This is a genomic window from Photorhabdus australis DSM 17609 (assembly GCF_000711895.1).
Lineage (GTDB): Bacteria > Pseudomonadota > Gammaproteobacteria > Enterobacterales > Enterobacteriaceae > Photorhabdus > Photorhabdus australis.
Map to the genome: position 1 here is coordinate 1 of NZ_JONO01000053.1, position 19,328 is coordinate 19,328.

Consider the following 19,328-nt stretch of genomic DNA (forward strand, 5'->3'; position numbering starts at 1 on the left):
ACACTCGCCAATATGGCCAGGACGGCAGTTAACGCGGCGGCGCTGACTGCCGCTGCGGCAGCTAAAATTTCCACCAGTGCAATTAGCGCAGCAGCAACGGCAAGGGTGACAAGGATAACAACAGCAACTTCGGCAACAATTACAACCACTTCCAGCATTCCTTCACCCACCTCTTTTAATATTTGCATCCAGCGAATGTTTTTCAGCTCTTCCAGGGTGAGATCTGAACCCTGTTGCACAGTTTGCCACCGGGCTTTTATCTCACTCTCCGTCCAGGTCACGATTTTCCCCGTTTGTTCACTGACCCAGGAAAACGCGTAGCTGACCTGATGGCTTATCGGGTCAATAATCTCTTCACATACCCATTTGCCGGCTTGATTGAACCAGGTACCAAACTGGGCAAGGAGCTCCCGGGTACTGTCGCGGACATAATTCAACCCATTTTCGGCCAGACCCGCCACCTCCTGCCCGAGGACAACCCAGTCTTCATAGCTGGGTAAAAACGACCAGGGAGAAGTGCTGACCAGCGGGAGTTTTTTTGTCAGCGGCTGGGGAATAGTGCCCGGTACACCCTCTTCGGGAGGCGTGGGTAAAGCTTCCTCATCAGGAGGCGAACCGGGTGGCAGCGGGGCCAGCGGTATCGGATTTTTATAGTGCTGGGAACCGGGTTGATAATGTTTTCGCCATGCTTCATCATACTGTTTTTGCTCTTCGGTGCGATTATCGCTGATACGCATTACCCCAAAGCGGTCTTCGGTCGCAATCTGAATGTAATCAGTTTGTTGTCCCAGAGTTAGGTCATCCCCCGGAAATTTCACCTCAATCAGCATCTTCAAATTATCAGGGTGCACAGAACCATCGAAGTAGGTGGCCTTTCTGCCCGGCCAGCGGAGAGCTTCATCTTTAACCAGAATAATATCGGGGCGCCGAATACGCTTAACACCAAATTTCTTCGTATCGTCGGCAGAAGGCCGGGCAAATGGATTGCTGGATTGCGGTAAATTACCGCTATAACGTTGTTTAGAGGTCAGACTGGTCGCTAGCATGGGCAGAGGAACATCTTTAGGCCCTCGGATAGCAAACACCACTTCCGCTTTATAGGGCCACAGGAAGTCATGTTTAAGCTCTTCAACTTTAATCAACCCACTCATAATGACTTGATTAAGAAAGCGAATAGCCCCCAGCTTGGTGATAATCATTGCCGGCAGACGCAAGGCGTATTCAGCTTTTCTCGCCAGATAACAGGGATCTTCATCGGAGGGAAAAACCCCGATTTCCATCGTGCAGGTGATTGATGTTACGGCAGGGCACATCTTGCCGCTGTTGGATATTGCCATGCTTACTCCTCCATAAATTCCATAACATACTCTACGGGTGCGTTATCACTGACCTCGTATACGGTTTTCTTCGGCTTTGGTGTTGCTTCCGGTGAACGCAGTTGCAGATTTTCTTCTGCCTCACTCTGTACAGTCATCGTTCTGCCCAGCCCATCGGTTTTACCGGAGATAACCTGACCGTTAGCGGTGGTGATGGTGTAGAGAGTATTCACCAGTGGCTTACCGCTCTGCTCACTGAGCAAGGTATAGCGAGCGGAGTAGTCAAACAGCACACCCGCGGATTTTTTTCCAGTGATATGGTCAGTCATTGTGATGCTGGCCCCCTCGATACGGATATTCCCCATCGGGTCAATGATTATCTGCCCGCCCGCGTTACCAATGGTGATTTGCCCGCTTTCTGAGTGCAGCGAAATATGCTTACCAACGGTAATTTGTTGGTTGTCAGTGATGTTCAATTGATGGCTTTTACCAATTGAAATGGCTTGCTGGCCTTTAATGGTTACCGTTTGGTTTTGGCTGACTTCAAGCGTCTGAAAACCCTGCACGGCTTCATCATCATCGTTTTTAATAATGGTGGTGCGGTTATGTTCGACTTCTGTTTTCTGGTCATGGTTTATCTGAGAAGTTTTATCCCAGAGAACTCGTGTATTCATATCCCGCTGGGCATGAATAAACACTTCCTCACTTCCCTTAGCGTCATCAAAGCGCAACTCATTAAATCCCTGTCCCCTGTGGGTGCGAGTTTTAAAGGTCGTCCGGGTTTTTTCTGCGGGTAAATCAAGCGGGGGGCGGTTGATGCCATTGTAGGTACAGCCTGTCACAATTGGTCGGTTGATATCACCATTAAGATAACTGATTACCACTTCTTGCCCGACGCGGGGGATCGCCATAAAACCGTAACCACTGCCGTTCCAGCCCTGTGCGACCCGTACCCAGCAGGAGGCAAGGTCGTCCGCTTCATCGTAGCGGTTCCAGTGGAAATGGATGCGTACCGCGCCGTGTTCATTAACGTAAATCTCTTCGCTTCCTGGTCCGACTACAGTGGCGACTTCATTGCCATCCGCCAGTGGTTTGTAACGGTAAGGTGGTCGCCAGTTCTGTCGCCCCGGAATAAAGGTGACATCGTTTGTCAATGTTGTTCCTTTGCCATCATCGTTTGATGCTATAGGCTGTTGCCCATGATGAGTGACAGATAACACCTGCCAGCGGTCGTTCATCTCTTCTATCGGATGGGATTGCAGAGTAAACATCTTGCCCGGGCGAAGCTGGATACAATTGGTTTGGGCAGTGCCGACTTTACTGTAGTTTTGCAACTGCTCTAACCGCAGTTGAGTAATAGGTTTTCCTTCTGCATCCCACTGGAAACGTCCATAGCTTTCAAATACTGAACGATGCCCGCTATCATCGGTTTTTCCCCGGTGTTCAAGCGGATATTTAGGGTTCATAAAGTTATAGTCTTTCTGAATAGTGCCATTCGCGCACAAGTATTCGCCATAATCCCATTGGAACGCAGTGGTATCAGTATCATCCGTTTCAGGGTGAGTATTGTAAGTGAGAGTGATATCAGCCCACATTTCCTGATGGGAATCATAGAAGCAGAGTTGTTTCTCATCAAACCAGAAGATAATGCCTTCTTCCGCTGCTAGCCGACACCAAAAGTCATAGGTTGATTCGCGTTTTTGCGTCGTGTATTCCCGGACAGCATGGCTTTTATAGAACGCATTGTCGGAGATAATACGATGCTCTTTAAGCAACTGCTTTAAGATCTCCGGGACGGACTGTTGATGGAAGATACGACTATCCTGATTCAGTGTCATCAGCCACATTTTAGGGCGAATGACGAAGGTGTAAAAAGTGCGACGGCCATCAGTATTACCCTTATTAGCACCAGTTATCATGCCATTAATGGTACGTTCGGTGACGCTATTACGGGTAATGGTCAATGATGCGGCAGTCCCCAGTTGCTCATTCAATGGGATATCATTATGCGAACTCACTACAGCTAACGTCAGGCAATAAAGCTGTGACAGCTCTTCGTGTAATTCAAACTTCGATACCTGAAAAGTGGTTTGGGATAATTCGCCAATCTGGCAGGTGAAGACTAATCCATCCATATTGTTAAACTCTTTTTCGTGTTATTAAACCGGTGTTTTATCTTGGTGACTCTGAATATAAAGATATTTCCAGCTTGTTCTTACGGTGAAAAATGAAAATGGAAAATAATTCCTGGTATTTAAGGGAATATAAACAACCTCTATTCGGTAAAGTCGAGATTAATAGTAAAGATTTTTCCCTTCTTATTTTTTAGGACAACAAAATTAGGGTGTTGATAATATGAATACGATAAAAGTGTGAAGTGAATCACATAAAATTTCTCATTGATAGCTATCAATGGACAGAAATAGAGAAAATTATTTTATTGCCGCAAACCTACACAGAGGTATTAAGAGCTTAATATATTCATCAGGATTATTTGAGCTGGCAATATACTGGGTGAACATTTCTATTTAATTTTGGTGACCGCTTCAACAGTCACCTTAATTACACAAGGGGTTAATCTAATATAAGTATTCAGCTCTACTCTTTTTTATCCGCGTTATCATCGGATAATGCATTCTTATTTTCCAGTTTCGCTTCAAGTTCACTTAAACGTTGTTCCATTGCAGTTAATTTTTCACGAGTACGCAATAGAACTTGAGTTTGAATATCAAATTCTTCACGGTTAACCAAATCAAGTTTGCCAAGTTGAGATTGTAAAATCATCCGCAATTTTTTCTCTATATCACCCCCAAACTCTTTTACGCCTTTTGGTAGGGAATCTTGGAGCTGGCGGGCAATTTGTTCGATTTTTTTCGGATCAAGCATGATATGTACCTTTGATGACATCAATAATTTCTGAATAGTGTAATACCAGATGGCAAAACCACAAGCTATTGTGAGCGAGGTTTCACATCTGATTTTGTTGATTGCTCCCGGTAAATATTAGCGTTATAGTTCGTTGGCTTATCTCAGGGCGGGGTGAAAGTCCCCACCGGCGGTAATACCAGGCTGAAGCCATGGTGAAGCCCGCGAGCGCTCCGTTTGTAGTTATCTTTATGATGAGGCGGAGGTCAGCAGATCCAGTGCAATTCTGGAGCCGACGGTGATAGTCCGGATGGGAGAGAATAACGGCATCTGTCGGGCTTTGTGCTCGTCTGTTGTTTCGGCTATGGCATTAACATTATGTTATGAACATTATGTCGGTGTATTCATGGCGAGAACTCCTCAAGACTGCCCTGATTCTGGTAATCCATAAAATATTAATGAGGTTTTTTACCATGAATCAGACGCTACTTTCTGAATACGGCACATCATTAGAACGTGTTGAATGTGCTATTGACGCTTTACGTGATGGCCGGGGTGTGATGGTGTTGGATAATGAAGATCGTGAAAATGAAGGTGACATTATTTTTGCGGCAGAAACCATGACAGTAGAACAAATGGCACTGACTATCCGTCATGGCAGTGGCATTGTCTGTTTGTGTTTGACAGAAGAACGCCGTCAGCAACTGCAATTGCCGATGATGGTGGAAAATAACTCCAGCCCATTCCAGACGGCATTCACCGTGACCATTGAAGCAGCTCAGGGGGTGACAACGGGGGTTTCTGCTGCTGACCGTATCACGACCATTCGTGCAGCGATTGCAGATAATGCGAAACCCAGTGATTTGAACCGCCCGGGGCACGTTTTTCCACTGCGCGCTCAACCTGGCGGCGTGTTGGCACGTCAGGGGCATACTGAAGCTACAATTGATTTAGTTAGCCTGGCAGGTTTTAAACCCGCAGGTGTATTATGTGAATTAACTAATGATGACGGTTCAATGGCGCGTACTCCTGAGGTAGTGCAATTTGCGAAATTGCATAATATGCCCGTAGTGACTATTGAGGACTTGATAATTTATCGTCAGCGTCAGGTAATAAATCAGAAAGCAAGTTGAAACGTATTGTCCGATAAGCGGATGAAATATCGGTTATAATGCCTACGTTTTCTAAAGCCACAGCTTGCATAAACTGTGGCTTTTCAGTTTTTTTGAAAAACTCTATCACCTTTAGCCCACTGTTTTACCTATCTGAAAGGCGTAACCTGTTTGGAAGTATTAAAATTACCTAAATTTGGTGAGAGGTCGATATGAATATTTCCAGAATGCCGGCACTGTTTGTTGGTCATGGCAGCCCAATGAATGTACTGGAAGAAAACCGTTATACCAATGTGTGGCGTGAACTTGGCGAGAAACTGCCTGTACCCAGAGCTATTCTGGCGATTTCTGCACATTGGTACACCAGCGGCACAATGGTAACTGCCATGACTCAGCCGAAGACTATCCATGATTTTCGTGGTTTTCCACAAGGATTGCATGAAACTCAGTACCCAGCGAAGGGTTCACTTGAACTGGCCGCTTTAGTGCAAGAAATGCTGGAACCCGTGGAGGTTTATGCAGATCACCATCAATGGGGATTGGATCACGGAACTTGGGGCATTCTGATTAAGATGTATCCTCAGGCAAATATTCCTGTGGTTCAACTCAGTATAGATGATGCTAAACCAGCGACGTATCACTATGAATTAGGGAAAAAGTTGGCTGCTTTGCGAGATGAAGGTGTTTTAATTCTGGGGAGCGGTAATGTTGTACATAATCTTCGTGCGATGAGGCGACAAGAACACGATGCTGAACCGTATCCTTGGGCAGAAGCATTTAACCATTATGTGCGTGATAACCTCACCAGCTATGAACAGCCTTATCCTTTGGTTCATGCATTAGACAGAGAAGACGGCCAGTTATCCAATCCATCCCCTGAACACTTTTTACCACTGCTGTATGTCATGGGAGCATGGGATAGAAAAGAAGCGGTTTCCATTCCAATAGATGGCATTGAGTCTGGTTCGCTGAGTATGTTATCAGTGCAGGTTGGTTGAAGATTATTTATTTTGGTGGTGAGATCATTACCACCTTATTTACCATCATAATTTAACTACATGAAGAACAATATTTATTTTCATTATGAAGGGAGTTATTTTATACGACTTTAAAATATATATAGTATTTCTTGCATTACGAATTATTGCTTATTCTATTAATGTTGTTTTTCTTCTGTGATTTACCTGAATATAATTAAGTTTTTATATTGTTATGAAAAAGATATTATTATTAGTCATTATAAATCTATAATTTTTTATTTCCTGAAAATATGAGGTAATTAACCATGGTAATAATGTTAATAATGATATTGTTTTTGGTGTGTGTATTTTATGGTTACTTATGATTCCTAATGTTATTTGTAAATAAAATTATTTTTTAAATATCATTTTATTACTAATGAGAAAATAAAGAAATGTTCTCATATATCTGAAAATGATTTTTATGATATTACCAAAATGATGAATTATCACTAATATATAGTTATTTTTTTATTTGACAAATATGAAGGATGGCCATAATGTAATTATTGATCATCTAAAATCAACTGGTTATGCCATAAATAATGACGTGATATGGTATATACTGAATGAACTTCAAGATGCTTGAGTTGTCAGACGTAAAAACATTTAAATTCAACATCATAATCGTTTTTAAAACATGCACTTTGAAGTGTCTTGAGTATATATACCCAATAGATTTCAAGATGCATCGCGACGGCCAAGGAGCGAATCCCCGGGAGCATAGAGAACTATGTGACCGGGGTGAGTGCAGCCAACAAAGAAGCAACTTGAAAGATGACGGGTATAAAAGGTTATGAGTCTATATATGATGATTATTTTATTTTGTCAAAATAGCATGTTATTAGAAATGAAAAAAAAGAAAATTTTTTAGCATTAAATTTCTATTGGAATATTCAATGGATTTAATAAACGTCAGTTATTAGCTAATGTTGTGAGAAATTAGATGGAGTGATTAATATTTTATTTTCTACTAATATCATGGTCGAATGAGTAAATATAAATTTCATCTTCATGACCAGTTTGATATTTATTGTCGATGGAATCATAGGTAAAACAGCCACTGGCTTTTATCTGTGATGGTTAAATATGTTATATTGTGTTTGTCATATTATTTACCTTTTGGATAAGTGTATAAGGGTATAAAGTTTCTTTATTGGATATTTAAGGGAGGAATTTTCGGTGTTTTACTATCTTCCTTAATTCCTCCCGGTTGGGAATTAATCCAGAATAATATGTGGGTAGAAGCGGGATAAATCTTGCGTTATCAATTCACGGTCTTCACGCAAACCAATACCACAAGGCTGATCGTTTATCAGCCAGCTACCAATTAGCGTATAACTGTCACCGAATTTTGGTAGTGTATGGAATTGCTGTACGATCATCCCTTCTTTACCGTAAGGGCCATCAACACTGGCAATTTCTTTACCATTCTCAATGATACGGATATTAGCTCCTTCCCGTGAAAACAGCGGCTTAATAACATAGCTGTCCATTGCAGGATAGTTATCATCAGCAAAATAAGCGGGCAATAGGTTTGGGTGATTAGGGAACATCGTCCATAACATTGGCAACAATGCTTTGTTGGAGATAATGCTCTTCCAGGCCGGTTCTAGCCAGCGGACCCCGGCATCTTCCAGTTTGGTGGCGAAAATCTCACGGAACATTAATTCCCAGGGATAGAGTTTGAACAGATTGCTGATCACCTGATCTTTCAGATCGGTAAACTGGCCTTTCTCACCCAGACCGATATCTTCGATAAACAGGAATTCAGTTGGGACACCCGCTTCCAGTGCACAATCTTGTAGGTATTGAATGGTACCGCGATCTTCTTCCGAATCCTGACAACAGGCCATGTGCAGTAAGCCAAAACCATGTTCATCGCGCAACTGAGCAAAGCGCTCAATCAATTGTTCCTGCATGCTGTTGAATTGATCGGCGTGCGCTGGCAGTAACCCGGCATTCATCTGATCTTCCAGCCATATCCATTGAAAAAAAGCAGATTCATACAGTGAAGTTGGTGTATCGGCATTATTTTCCAACAGTTTTGCCGGGCTTTTACCATCGTAAGCCAAATCTAATCGAGAATAGAGGGACGGCTGGCTGGTAATCCAGGAATTGCGGACAAAATCCCAGCAATGTTTTGGGATCTGGAATTTAGTCAACAGTTCTTCACTATCGACGACTTTCTCTACCACCTGCAAACACATTTGATGCAGTTCGGCGGTGGTATTCTCAATTTCTTCTATTTGGGCGAGAGAAAATTGGTAATAAGCATCTTCACACCAGTATGGTTCGTCATACATGGTGTGAAAATTAAAGCCATATTCTGTCGCCTTGTCGCGCCAGTCCGGGCGCTCAGTGATAGCTATGCGTTTCATCCGTGATTATCCTCCCATTGAGCGGGAAGTAGTACCTGAAGAGGTGCTACGTTGCATGGTTGATTGTTTAGCAACAGAGTCACCAAAACCGCCACGGGTGATAGTTGTCGTTGTTGCTGGTTTGGGTGCCATCGCAGTTTTAGGCACCGTCATGGAACGGCCACCAGCAGTAGCAGGGCCATAGCTTTTTCCTGTTGAATCAACAAATTGACCATTTGCCGGGCTGGTTGCAGATTTGGAGCTAAACAGCGGTTGTGATGGTGCTGCTGCTCCACCGCCCATCAGACGTCCCATCATGTAACCTGCCATCAGAGGCATCCAGAAGCTGCCGCTCTGTTGCTGTTGAGCCTGTGCTTCGCCATTGGTGGCTGTACCGGGACCAGCCTGTGCTGGTGTTTGAGTACATTGTGCTTCACCAAACTCAGCAATACAGTCTTCTTTGGTTGCATATTTAGGTGCTGTTTTTGCGGCTTCTTTCAAAGCGTTATTGTAAGCGAGGGTACATTGTTCGCTCTGTGATGGGTTTGCCTGGGAACAATCATCTGCATTCATGTAAAGAGAGACAGTTTCATCACTTTGTTCACAGGCAGATAACATGAAAACTGCGCTGACAGCTATTGCCACAGGAGCCAGGCGATAACTACGCCAGGCTTTGCGGAATGCGCCGTGGTTAATATTTTTGGTTCGTTTCATCGTCATAGTCGTATACCCAGATTTTAGGTTTCTGTAATTCTTTAATGAAATAGCTCTAAGGTCTAAGGATAGGGGAAAGATGAGCAAAATTAAAGCATAAACCTTCGGTTGATAGCCCTATTTTTTGCCTGACAAGGAAGTTCCTGGATATTGATTATTGGGTATTTCGTTTAGTCTGGCAGTTAATATTGTGAAGTAAATATGCTAATTCTGAAAATCAGTACTGTCATTAATATTTTGTGGTATTAATCCTATCGGCATATGCCTATTATCTGAAAGAAACAGTGAATAGCCAGAGCTGGAATCCATTCGAAGGATTCTACTGATTTATATAAGATTTGCATAAAGATAAATATTGGATTTTCTTTCAGAGAAAATTGTCGTTGGTAAGAAAAAACAGCCCGCTTGATGGCGAGCTGTTTAGTATTAAAGATGAATGACTGAATCAGTTATGGCCAGATATTACTGGTGTTGCCGTTTCTTGAACAATGCTGTTAGCGGAAGTTGAGAGCTGTTTGCCTAAGGTATTATTCAGCGCTGCTAAATCGTTCTCATTTAGCGTGCCAAGAGCATGCTTAATATTCAGTTGATTAATCAGATAATCATAGCGGGCATTGGATAGCTTTTGTTTAGCATCATATAACTTTGTTGTTGCATCCAATACATCAACAATAGTGCGTGTACCGACCTGATAACCTGCTTCCATTGCATCCAGTGAACTTTGTGCAGAAACAACAACTTGCTTGAAGGCGTTGATACTACTGATAGAGGCAGATATGTTGTTAAAGGAAGAACGAACAATCTGTACAACATTGCGGTAAACATTTTCTAATTGTTCGCTGGCGCTGACAAAACCGTATTGTGCTTGTTCAACGCGGGAGCTGGTTGCACCACCACTGTAAATTGGTAGCGTGAGTGTCAGGCCAACGCTGTTGTCGCCGCTATAGGAATTCCCTGGTTTGTTATCATAACCAGAACCATGAAATTGTTTGTTGGAAACGCCGGTAGAGGCGCCCAGCTCAATGATTGGCATATGGCCAGCTTGCGCCGCTTTGATTTTTTCACGAGCCAGATCCTGACCTAAACGGGCTGATAACAGGCTAAGATTACGTTTTTCTGCCTCTTTCAGCAGAATATCCACCGCTTCTGGTTTCTGTGTTTTGAAACGATCAATATTCAGCGAGGCTAATTGAGAGTAATAAGTACCGGTTACTTGACGTAGTGCTTCCAATGCATTGTCCAGTTCATTACGACCGACAACCTCATTAGCTAATACGCTATCGTAGTTAGCACGGGAGTTTTGGACATCAGTGATGGCGACCAGACCGACATTAAAACGTTGAGTGGTTTGATCCAATTGGCGGTAAACTGCTGCTTTCTGCGCTTCAATATAAGAGAGTGAATCAATAGTACGTAATACCTTAAAGTAAGCTGTTGCACTATCCAGAATCAGTTTTTGTTCACTGCTTTGATAGGTAACATCAGCAATACCCGCCGTTTTTTCTTGCAAGTTCAACTGGCGCCATTTAGACATATCAAAAATGGTTTGAGTCAACTTAAGTGCCGCACTCAATGTATTGCTTTCTGTGTTACGTGTATCGCGGTAACCGCTGTTATAAGTATATCCCGTATTTAATCCTAGTTGAGGTAATAATGGACTGCGGGATTCATTAATTTTTTCAAAAGCTTCATTACGTTCAGCCATTGATTTACGTAGCTCAGGGTTACTTTCTCTTGCTTGCTTGTAAACCTGCAAAAGATCTTCAGCCTGACTGGCTGAGCTAAATCCCGCTAGGCTCATAGCGATTAAAAGGGAGAGCAGTTTCTTCATTTTAATTCCTTTATTGCACAGCTATTTTGCTTAGTTGCCTTGATGAAAAACGAAATATCACTGATTCTAACAGAGAATGCAATCAGCCAAAGGTAGCCGTTTGTGCCATATTGCCTTAATTCAGCTTAACTTTACACCACCAAAGGATGAATTTTTTAACTCCTCTTTGATTAATATCATTTAGAGGCTAGCAATTAAGAACGTATTTAGGAGCATTTTATGAATAAAAAGTTGTCAATGCCAGTCATGCTAGATAGACAGGATGTGGAAATTATAGGGAAAAAAAGTTTGTACAAAGGGTTCTTTAAATTAACCAATTACCGCTTCCGTCATCGCTTATTTGCTGGTGGTTGGAGTGAAGAAGTTAGCCGTGAAGTTTTTGAGCGGGGTCATGCTGGTGCTCTGTTACCTTATGATCCACTCCGTGACGAAGTTGTATTGATAGAGCAGATACGAATTCCGGCAATAGAAACTAAAGCAACGCCATGGTTGCTGGAAATTGTTGCCGGTATGATTGAAGAAGGTGAAGATGTAGAACGTGTAGTACGTCGTGAAGCGATGGAAGAGGCAGGAATTAAAGTCAAACGCTGTAAACCCATATTGAGCTATCTTTCCAGCCCTGGTGGAACAACTGAACGTATCTCTGTGATGGTTGGTGAAGTGGATGCAACGACGGCTGTTGGTATTCATGGATTATCTGGCGAACATGAAGATATCCGGGTGCATGTAGTCAGCCGTGAACAGGCTTATCAATGGATGGAAGAGGGAATTATTGATAATGCCGCTTCAGTTATTGCGATACAATGGCTGGCATTGCACCATGAAAAATTAAAAAAAGAGTGGTATTCAGATAATTCCTAATTTTTAACCTAAAAAAGGGAAGTGTGTTCCAGTCAGCAGATCTCTTGTGTTAAAACGAGTTATGATGTTCGCCAATGATTTATAGGACAAGGAAACCATTTGGAAAGCCTGTTTGAATTGCCTGTGGTAGAGGGAACCACAGCCAAAATATTGCAAATAACAGATACGCATCTTTTTGCTGGCAAAGAAGATACTTTGTTGGGTATTAATACTTATCGCAGTTACCACGCGGTACTGGATGCCATTCTCGAACAAAAGACGGATATTGATTTAATTGTTGCAACAGGTGATTTGGCTCAGGATCAAACGCTGAAAGCCTATCAGCATTTTGCCGATGGTATTGCCCGCTTACCGGCACCTTGTGTCTGGTTACCTGGTAATCATGATTATCAGCCTGCTATGGTGGATGCATTGGCGGCTGCGGGCGTTTCTCCATCAAAACAAATTCTGCTTGGCAAATACTGGCAGTTGCTGATGCTTGACAGTCAAGTGCAGGGCGTTCCTCACGGAGAGTTGTCGGAATATCAGCTTGAGTGGATGAAAAAGTGTCTGGATGAGTATCCTGAACGTTATACCGTGATTCTGCTTCATCATCATCCGCTACCATCGGGTTGCACTTGGTTGGATCAGCACAGTTTGCGTAATTCACATATCCTAGCGCAATACTTGCAGGGGTATTCGCGGGTTAAGGCGATGCTGTGCGGCCATATACATCAGGAACTCGATATTGATTGGAATAGTATTCGCATGATGGCAACACCATCAACATGCGTGCAGTTCAAGCCACACTGCACTAATTTTATGCTTGATACTGTTGCTCCTGGATGGCGTTATCTCGAACTATCTGTTACCGATAAAGGCGAATTTGGTTTGATAACACAGGTCCACAGACTGGAGAGCGATGAATTCTGCCCTGATTTAGAATCGGACGGGTATTAGGCTGTGTTTGTCCCCTTGTGCTGTTGTGTTACTCTCTGCTCATTTGGTCTACCAAGCCTCACGGTTTGCGTCTTGTTGTACAGGAGCATAGTGGCCAGCAGCGTTTATGTACAATCGAGGGGCACGGTCTGATGTCAGTATTACTTTATCTGCATGGTTTTAACAGTTCCCCGCAATCTGTAAAAGCAAATGCTTTAAAAACGTGGTTGCATCAGCATCATCCCGAAATAGAAATGCTGGTGCCTCAGTTACCGCCTTATCCTGAAGATGCGGCTGAATTGCTGGAAAATCTAGTGATGGAACATGCCGGGGATGACTTAGGTATTGTAGGCTCTTCCCTTGGTGGTTATCTGGCAATATGGCTTTCACAATGTTTCAGTTTACCGGCGGTTGTTGTCAATCCAGCCGTCCGTCCGTTTGAACTATTACGGAATTATCTTGGGGAAAATATTAACCCCTATACTAAACAACGGTATACTTTGGAACCGCGTCATGTACATGACCTCAAAGTCATGCACATTGAACCGCTGGAATCACCGGATCTTATCTGGTTATTGCAGCAAACCGGGGATGAGGTATTGGATTATCGTCAGGCTGTTGCCTATCTCGTATTATGCAAGCAAACTATTGAATCTGGTGGTAATCACGCCTTTATCGGGTTTGAACACTATTTCCCGCAAATCATCAATTTTCTTGGGCTTTCTACTGGCGGCAAGAAAAAACTTGCCAAAAATGTTTAAACGACTGGTATTATCAACAGTATACAAAACTGATTAGCCCTTTAATCACGAAGCAACCAACAGAATTACAACATGACTCAATCTAGTTACAACGCAGATGCCATTGAAGTCCTCAGTGGTCTGGAGCCGGTTCGCCGTCGCCCGGGAATGTACACTGATACAACCCGTCCGAACCATTTGGCTCAGGAAGTGATCGATAACAGCGTGGATGAAGCTTTGGCTGGGCACGCTAAACATATTGAAGTGATCCTTCACAGCGATCAGTCACTGGAGGTCATTGATGATGGCCGTGGTATGCCGGTTGATATTCATCCGGAAGAGGGGGTTTCAGCCGTTGAGCTGATCCTGAGCCGCTTACATGCCGGTGGTAAATTTTCCAATAAAAACTATCAATTTTCCGGTGGTCTTCACGGTGTGGGGATCTCTGTTGTTAACGCTTTATCCAAACGGATTGAAGTCACCGTCCGCCGTAATAGTCAGGTGTATCAGATCGCTTTTGAGAATGGCGATAAAGTTCAGGAATTGGCGGTGATCGGCAGTTGCGGTAAACGTAACACGGGTACCAGTGTTCACTTTTGGCCTGACGAAAGTTTCTTTGACAGTCCGCGTTTTTCAGTTTCTCGCCTGACTCATTTATTGAAAGCGAAAGCGGTTTTGTGTCCGGGGGTAGAAATTGTTTTTAAAGACAAAATTAACGATACCGAGCAAAAATGGTGTTATGCAGATGGTTTGACTGACTACCTGATGGCCGCTGTTAATGGCCTGATGACATTACCGGAAGCTCCTTTTGTCGGCACTTTCAGCGCTGAAACTGAAGCGGTTGACTGGGCGTTGCTCTGGTTGCCGGAAGGGGGAGAACTGCTGGCTGAAAGTTATGTTAACTTAATCCCGACTATGCAAGGTGGTACCCATGTAAATGGATTGCGTCAGGGGTTACTGGATGCCATGCGTGAATTTTGTGAATTTCGCAATATCCTGCCGCGCGGAGTGAAACTTTCTGCTGATGACATTTGGGACCGTTGTGCTTATGTTCTGTCTGTAAAAATGCAGGACCCCCAATTCGCTGGTCAGACTAAAGAACGCTTATCTTCCCGCCAATCTGCTGCCTTTGTTTCTGGTGTTGTCAAAGATGCTTTCAGTTTGTGGTTAAACCAGAATGTTCAGGAAGCTGAGCAATTGGCTGAATTGGCAATCGCCAGTGCACAGCGCAGAATGCGCGCTGCGAAAAAGGTTGTGCGTAAAAAATTGACCAGCGGCCCGGCATTGCCAGGAAAATTGGCTGATTGTACATCACAGGATCTGAATTTCACCGAACTATTTCTGGTGGAAGGGGATTCTGCGGGCGGTTCTGCTAAACAGGCTCGTGATCGTGAATATCAAGCTATCATGCCGCTGAAAGGGAAGATCCTGAATACCTGGGAAGTCTCTTCTGATGAAGTATTGGCATCACAGGAAGTCCATGATATCTCAGTCGCTATTGGCATCGACCCGGATAGTAACGATCTCAGCCAGTTACGTTACGGTAAAATTTGTATTCTGGCGGATGCAGACTCAGATGGTTTGCATATTGCGACATTGCTATGTGCACTGTTTGTTCGCCATTTTCCAACATTGGTTAAAAACGGCCATGTTTATATGGCAATGCCACCTTTATATCGTATCGATCTGGGCAAAGAAGTGTATTACGCACTGGATGAAGAAGAGAAAAGTGCGGTGTTGGATCGCCTGAGCCGCAAACGGGGTAAACCTAACGTACAGCGCTTTAAAGGGTTAGGTGAAATGAATCCGCTGCAATTGCGTGAAACGACATTAGATCCAAATACCCGTCGTCTGGTGCAGTTGACTATCGATGATGAAAACTACCAGGAAACCTTCTCTATGATGGACATGCTTCTGGCGAAGAAGCGTTCAGAAGATCGCCGTAATTGGCTGCAAGAGAAGGGTGATACTGTAGAAATTGAAGTGTGATGCCCACAGGGATAGTCAAAGAAGATTCTGAGGAAATAATGAATGAGTGAGATAACTCATGATGGCGTGGAGCGTTTGCCGCTTCACTCATTTACTGAAACTGCCTACCTGAATTACTCCATGTACGTCATCATGGACAGGGCACTGCCTTTTATCGGTGACGGTTTGAAACCGGTTCAGCGTCGTATTGTTTATGCCATGTCAGAGCTAGGGCTGAACAATACCGCCAAATTTAAGAAATCCGCTCGTACTGTCGGTGATGTACTGGGTAAATATCATCCGCATGGTGATGGTGCTTGTTATGAGGCTATGGTACTGATGGCCCAGCCATTCTCTTACCGTTATCCACTGGTAGATGGGCAAGGGAACTGGGGGGCACCGGATGATCCTAAATCTTTTGCCGCGATGCGTTATACCGAGTCTCGTCTATCCAAATATGCAGAGTTACTGTTGACTGAATTAGGGCACGGCACCGTTGATTGGGTACCAAACTTTGATGGTACGTTGCAGGAACCGAAAATGCTGTCGGCGCGTTTACCCAATATTTTACTTAATGGTACGACCGGCATTGCGGTGGGTATGGCAACAGATATTCCTCCTCATAACGCCCGTGAGGTGGCTAATGCATTGGTAACGTTGCTGGATAATCCACAAAGCACCCTTGATGAGTTGATGGAACATGTCAAAGGTCCTGATTATCCTACTGAAGCAGAGATCATCACTTCTCACGAAGATATTCGCAAAATTTATAAAAATGGCCGTGGTTCCGTACGAATGCGCGCTGTTTGGTCAAAAGAAGATGGCAATGTGGTGATCACTGCGCTACCGCATCAGGTTTCTGGCGCTAAGATATTGGAACAGATAGCTAGTCAGATGCGAGCTAAAAAGCTGCCAATGGTCGATGACTTACGTGATGAATCTGATCATGAAAATCCAACTCGCCTGGTTGTTGTTCCTCGTACAAACCGGGTTGATTTGGAGCAGGTGATGAATCATCTGTTTGCGACTACAGATCTAGAAAAGAGTTATCGCGTCAACTTGAATATGATCGGATTGGATAATCGTCCGACAGTGAAAGGTTTAGTCGAGATCTTGTCCGAATGGTTGGTATTTCGTCGAGAAACCGTTCGTAAGCGCTTGAACCATCGTTTGGAGAAAGTCCTGAAGCGCTTGCATGTGCTGGAAGGCTTATTGATCGCATTCCTCAATATTGATGAAGTCATTAACATTATTCGTAGTGAGGATGAGCCAAAACCGGTATTAATGGCACGTTTTGGTTTAAGTGAGACTCAAACAGAAGCTATTCTTGAATTAAAACTGCGTCACTTAGCTAAACTGGAAGAGATGAAAATCCGTGGCGAACAGGATGAATTGGCAAAAGAGCGTGATAAGTTACAGGCAATTTTAGATTCTGAGCGCAAGTTAAACACATTGCTGAAGAAAGAGATCATTGCTGACGCAGCAACTTACGGCGATGAGCGTCGTTCTCCAATGAGAGAACGTGATGAAGCTAAGGCTATGAGTGAGCACGACATCACGCCTTCTGAGCCGGTGACAATTGTACTGTCAGAAATGGGTTGGGTGCGCAGTGCGAAAGGCCATGATATCGATCCGGCTGGGCTAAATTACAAAGCAGGAGACAGCTTCCGTGGCGCAGCTCGTGGTAAAAGTAATCAGCCGGTTGTCTTTATTGATACGACGGGCCGTAGTTATTCTCTTGATCCGAGGGATTTGCCTTCTGCCAGAGGTCAGGGGGAGCCACTCACAGGAAAACTGACTCTGCCGGCAGGAGCAACGGTAGAACATGTATTGATGGCACCTGATGAGCAGAAGTTTCTGATGGCATCTGATGCCGGTTATGGTTTTATCTGTACTTTTAGTGACTTGGTAGCCAAAAACCGGGCAGGTAAGGCACTGATTACGTTGCCAGAAAATGCTAACGTGATGACACCGCTAGAAATAAATAACGAACAGGATGATATGCTGTTGGCTATTACCAGCACAGGTCGCATGTTAATGTTCCCGGTTGCAGATCTGCCCCAGCTTTCCAAAGGGAAAGGGAATAAGATAATTTCGGTTCAGGGGGCTTCAGGAGACGATCTATTGAGTTGGTTGTTTATACTGCCGCCACAATCGTCGATTACTCTTCATTGTGGTAAACGTAAATTGACACTGCGTCCGGAGGATCTTCAGAAATTTCGCGCAGAACGTGGTCGTAAGGGAACATCTCTACCTCGTGGATTGCAACGTATTGAGCGAGTTCAGATTGATACACCATCTTCTGCTTAACGGTTTATCCTAATAGGCGCTATTGTTACAGGCAGTTTTTTATGACTCAAGAATGGTAAAGAAAAATAGCCTAATGGGATGGACTCTAACTTGGGATTATACCCAATAGATTTCAAGTTGCGGGGCGGCGGCAAGAGAACGCATCCCCAGGAGCATAGATAACGATGTGACTGGGGTAAGTGAACGCAGCCAACAAAGCAGCAGCTTGAAAGATGAAGGGTATAAATAAAACTTTAACGGGCCGGGGTCGGCCTGTTAAATAAGAGGCGGCTATGTTAGCTATTATTCGTGGCATTATTGTTATTTTGTTTTCGGTTTTGGTGTGTGTATTGGGGGGGATTTACTGTTTATTTAGACCGAGGAATCCACACCACGTCATGGTATTTGGTCATATGTTTGGTCGATTGTCGAAAGTATTTGGCATCAAAATAATTGAGCGTATTCCAGCTGAAGCCAGGAATTATGGGCCGAGTATCTATATTGGCAACCACCAGAACAACTATGACATGATAACCATGTCTAACGCGGTTCAGCCGAGTACAGTGACAGTGGGCAAAAAAAGCTTGGTACTGATCCCCTTTTTTGGTCAGTTATATTGGCTGGCAGGTAACATTTTGATTGATCGCAATAATCGTGCTAAAGCACACGGTACGATTACTCAAGTGGTGGAACAGATTCAAAAACGCCGTATTTCTGTCTGGATGTTCCCGGAAGGAACACGTAGCCGTGGCCGGGGCTTATTGCCGTTTAAAACGGGGGCTTTCCATGCTGCTATTTCTGCGGGAGTTCCTATTGTTCCTGTCTGTGTCTCTTCTATTGCCAATGGTAATATTAAGTTAAATCGCTGGAATAATGGCACAGTGATTGTTGAAATGCTGCCACCAATTGATACCTCTGGATATACCAAAGAGCAAGTGCGTGAATTGGCCGAGTATTGTCATCGGGTAATGAAGGCTAAAATAGAAGAGTTGGATAAGGAATTAGAGGTAATGAAGAAGCAGAATACGTATTTATAATGGGTTATTTTGTTTGTTATCTTTTCCTTCGAAAGGGTACTCCCGCCGACATAAGGCGGGAGGGGAATATTTCGTCATAAAAACAAGGTGAACATGCAGAAGACAGGCTGCATGCCCAGGATGGTTGATATTATATTTCTGTATTGAAAATTACCACGTGGTCTGTAATAGTGCGGGAATATGACGCACTGAATTAATATGCTCATCCATCGGGCAAGCCTGTAAATTCCGACCGGGGCTAAACGCAGCATTAAAAAGCAATAAATAAGTGGAAGCTTCGTCATCTCTGTGTCGGCTG

At 43.8% G+C, this 19,328-nt stretch carries 14 protein-coding genes and 1 riboswitch; of the genes, 8 read left to right on the plus strand and 6 right to left on the minus strand.

Annotation, left to right across the window (positions count from 1 at the left end):
* The 3 genes from BO26_RS14645 to ubiK all read right to left on the minus strand — a co-directional run.
* Positions 1 to 1,337, minus strand: a 1,337-nt coding sequence (locus BO26_RS14645) for a VRR-NUC domain-containing protein (RefSeq protein ID WP_036772596.1), incomplete at its 3' end; no start/stop codon positions are given.
* 2 nt (positions 1,338 to 1,339) lie between these two features.
* Complete coding sequence (tssI, locus tag BO26_RS14650) at positions 1,340 to 3,451, minus strand: type VI secretion system tip protein TssI/VgrG (RefSeq protein ID WP_036772599.1); 2,112 nt, start codon at positions 3,449 to 3,451, stop codon at positions 1,340 to 1,342.
* Positions 3,452 to 3,914: 463 nt separating this feature from the next.
* The gene (ubiK, locus tag BO26_RS14655; protein ID WP_036772601.1) at positions 3,915 to 4,202 is read right to left on the minus strand and encodes a ubiquinone biosynthesis accessory factor UbiK; all 288 of its coding nucleotides are present in this window, start codon (positions 4,200 to 4,202) and stop codon (positions 3,915 to 3,917) included.
* A 136-nt stretch (positions 4,203 to 4,338) separates the two neighbouring features.
* Positions 4,339 to 4,507: riboswitch (FMN riboswitch) on the plus strand.
* Positions 4,508 to 4,654: 147 nt separating this feature from the next.
* On the opposite strand from ubiK, the gene ribB reads away from it, so the two are divergent.
* Positions 4,655 to 5,314, plus strand: a complete 660-nt coding sequence (ribB, locus tag BO26_RS14660) for a 3,4-dihydroxy-2-butanone-4-phosphate synthase (protein WP_036772604.1) — start codon at positions 4,655 to 4,657, stop codon at positions 5,312 to 5,314.
* A gap of 191 nt (positions 5,315 to 5,505) precedes the next feature.
* A complete protein-coding gene (gene ygiD / locus BO26_RS14665) occupies positions 5,506 to 6,291 on the plus strand; it encodes a 4,5-DOPA-extradiol-dioxygenase (RefSeq protein WP_036772605.1) in 786 nt (261 codons plus the stop codon).
* Positions 6,292 to 7,532: 1,241 nt separating this feature from the next.
* Here ygiD and BO26_RS14675 read toward each other — a convergent pair.
* The 3 genes from BO26_RS14675 to tolC form a co-directional block, all read right to left on the minus strand.
* Entirely contained in the window at positions 7,533 to 8,693 is a 1,161-nt protein-coding gene (locus BO26_RS14675; protein ID WP_036772608.1) for a glutathionylspermidine synthase family protein, read from the minus strand.
* A gap of 6 nt (positions 8,694 to 8,699) precedes the next feature.
* Complete coding sequence (locus BO26_RS14680) at positions 8,700 to 9,392, minus strand: DUF1190 family protein (RefSeq protein WP_036772610.1); 693 nt, start codon at positions 9,390 to 9,392, stop codon at positions 8,700 to 8,702.
* A 439-nt stretch (positions 9,393 to 9,831) separates the two neighbouring features.
* A complete protein-coding gene (gene tolC / locus BO26_RS14685) occupies positions 9,832 to 11,217 on the minus strand; it encodes an outer membrane channel protein TolC (protein WP_036772611.1) in 1,386 nt (461 codons plus the stop codon).
* 219 nt (positions 11,218 to 11,436) lie between these two features.
* Between tolC and nudF the strand changes: the two genes are divergently transcribed.
* The 6 genes from nudF to BO26_RS14715 all read left to right on the plus strand — a co-directional run bounded on the left by nudF (position 11,437) and on the right by BO26_RS14715 (position 19,030).
* Complete coding sequence (gene nudF, locus BO26_RS14690) at positions 11,437 to 12,078, plus strand: ADP-ribose diphosphatase (protein WP_036772614.1); 642 nt, start codon at positions 11,437 to 11,439, stop codon at positions 12,076 to 12,078.
* 99 nt (positions 12,079 to 12,177) lie between these two features.
* On the plus strand, positions 12,178 to 13,017 hold the full coding sequence (cpdA, locus tag BO26_RS14695; RefSeq protein ID WP_036772617.1) for a 3',5'-cyclic-AMP phosphodiesterase: 840 nt from the start codon (positions 12,178 to 12,180) through the stop codon (positions 13,015 to 13,017).
* Positions 13,018 to 13,148: 131 nt separating this feature from the next.
* Entirely contained in the window at positions 13,149 to 13,757 is a 609-nt protein-coding gene (gene yqiA, locus BO26_RS14700) for an esterase YqiA (RefSeq protein WP_036772619.1), read from the plus strand.
* Between the two features lie 72 nt (positions 13,758 to 13,829).
* On the plus strand, positions 13,830 to 15,725 hold the full coding sequence (gene parE / locus BO26_RS14705; RefSeq protein WP_036772622.1) for a DNA topoisomerase IV subunit B: 1,896 nt from the start codon (positions 13,830 to 13,832) through the stop codon (positions 15,723 to 15,725).
* Between the two features lie 42 nt (positions 15,726 to 15,767).
* Complete coding sequence (gene parC, locus BO26_RS14710; RefSeq protein ID WP_036772624.1) at positions 15,768 to 18,014, plus strand: DNA topoisomerase IV subunit A; 2,247 nt, start codon at positions 15,768 to 15,770, stop codon at positions 18,012 to 18,014.
* Positions 18,015 to 18,286: 272 nt separating this feature from the next.
* On the plus strand, positions 18,287 to 19,030 hold the full coding sequence (locus tag BO26_RS14715) for a 1-acylglycerol-3-phosphate O-acyltransferase (protein ID WP_036772626.1): 744 nt from the start codon (positions 18,287 to 18,289) through the stop codon (positions 19,028 to 19,030).
* The last annotated feature ends 298 nt before the right edge of the window (positions 19,031 to 19,328 follow it).

What these genes read in the sequence shown, in the direction of transcription:
- tssI (WP_036772599.1), bottom strand. Translation starts at nt 3,451, where the DNA reads ATGGATGGATTAGTCTTCACCTGCCAGATTGGCGAATTATCCCAAACC.
- ubiK (WP_036772601.1), bottom strand. Translation starts at nt 4,202, where the DNA reads ATGCTTGATCCGAAAAAAATCGAACAAATTGCCCGCCAGCTCCAAGAT.
- ribB (WP_036772604.1), top strand. Translation starts at nt 4,655, where the DNA reads ATGAATCAGACGCTACTTTCTGAATACGGCACATCATTAGAACGTGTT.
- ygiD (WP_036772605.1), top strand. Translation starts at nt 5,506, where the DNA reads ATGAATATTTCCAGAATGCCGGCACTGTTTGTTGGTCATGGCAGCCCA.
- BO26_RS14675 (WP_036772608.1), bottom strand. Translation starts at nt 8,693, where the DNA reads ATGAAACGCATAGCTATCACTGAGCGCCCGGACTGGCGCGACAAGGCG.
- BO26_RS14680 (WP_036772610.1), bottom strand. Translation starts at nt 9,392, where the DNA reads ATGACGATGAAACGAACCAAAAATATTAACCACGGCGCATTCCGCAAA.
- tolC (WP_036772611.1), bottom strand. Translation starts at nt 11,217, where the DNA reads ATGAAGAAACTGCTCTCCCTTTTAATCGCTATGAGCCTAGCGGGATTT.
- nudF (WP_036772614.1), top strand. Translation starts at nt 11,437, where the DNA reads ATGAATAAAAAGTTGTCAATGCCAGTCATGCTAGATAGACAGGATGTG.
- yqiA (WP_036772619.1), top strand. Translation starts at nt 13,149, where the DNA reads ATGTCAGTATTACTTTATCTGCATGGTTTTAACAGTTCCCCGCAATCT.
- parE (WP_036772622.1), top strand. Translation starts at nt 13,830, where the DNA reads ATGACTCAATCTAGTTACAACGCAGATGCCATTGAAGTCCTCAGTGGT.
- parC (WP_036772624.1), top strand. Translation starts at nt 15,768, where the DNA reads ATGAGTGAGATAACTCATGATGGCGTGGAGCGTTTGCCGCTTCACTCA.
- BO26_RS14715 (WP_036772626.1), top strand. Translation starts at nt 18,287, where the DNA reads ATGTTAGCTATTATTCGTGGCATTATTGTTATTTTGTTTTCGGTTTTG.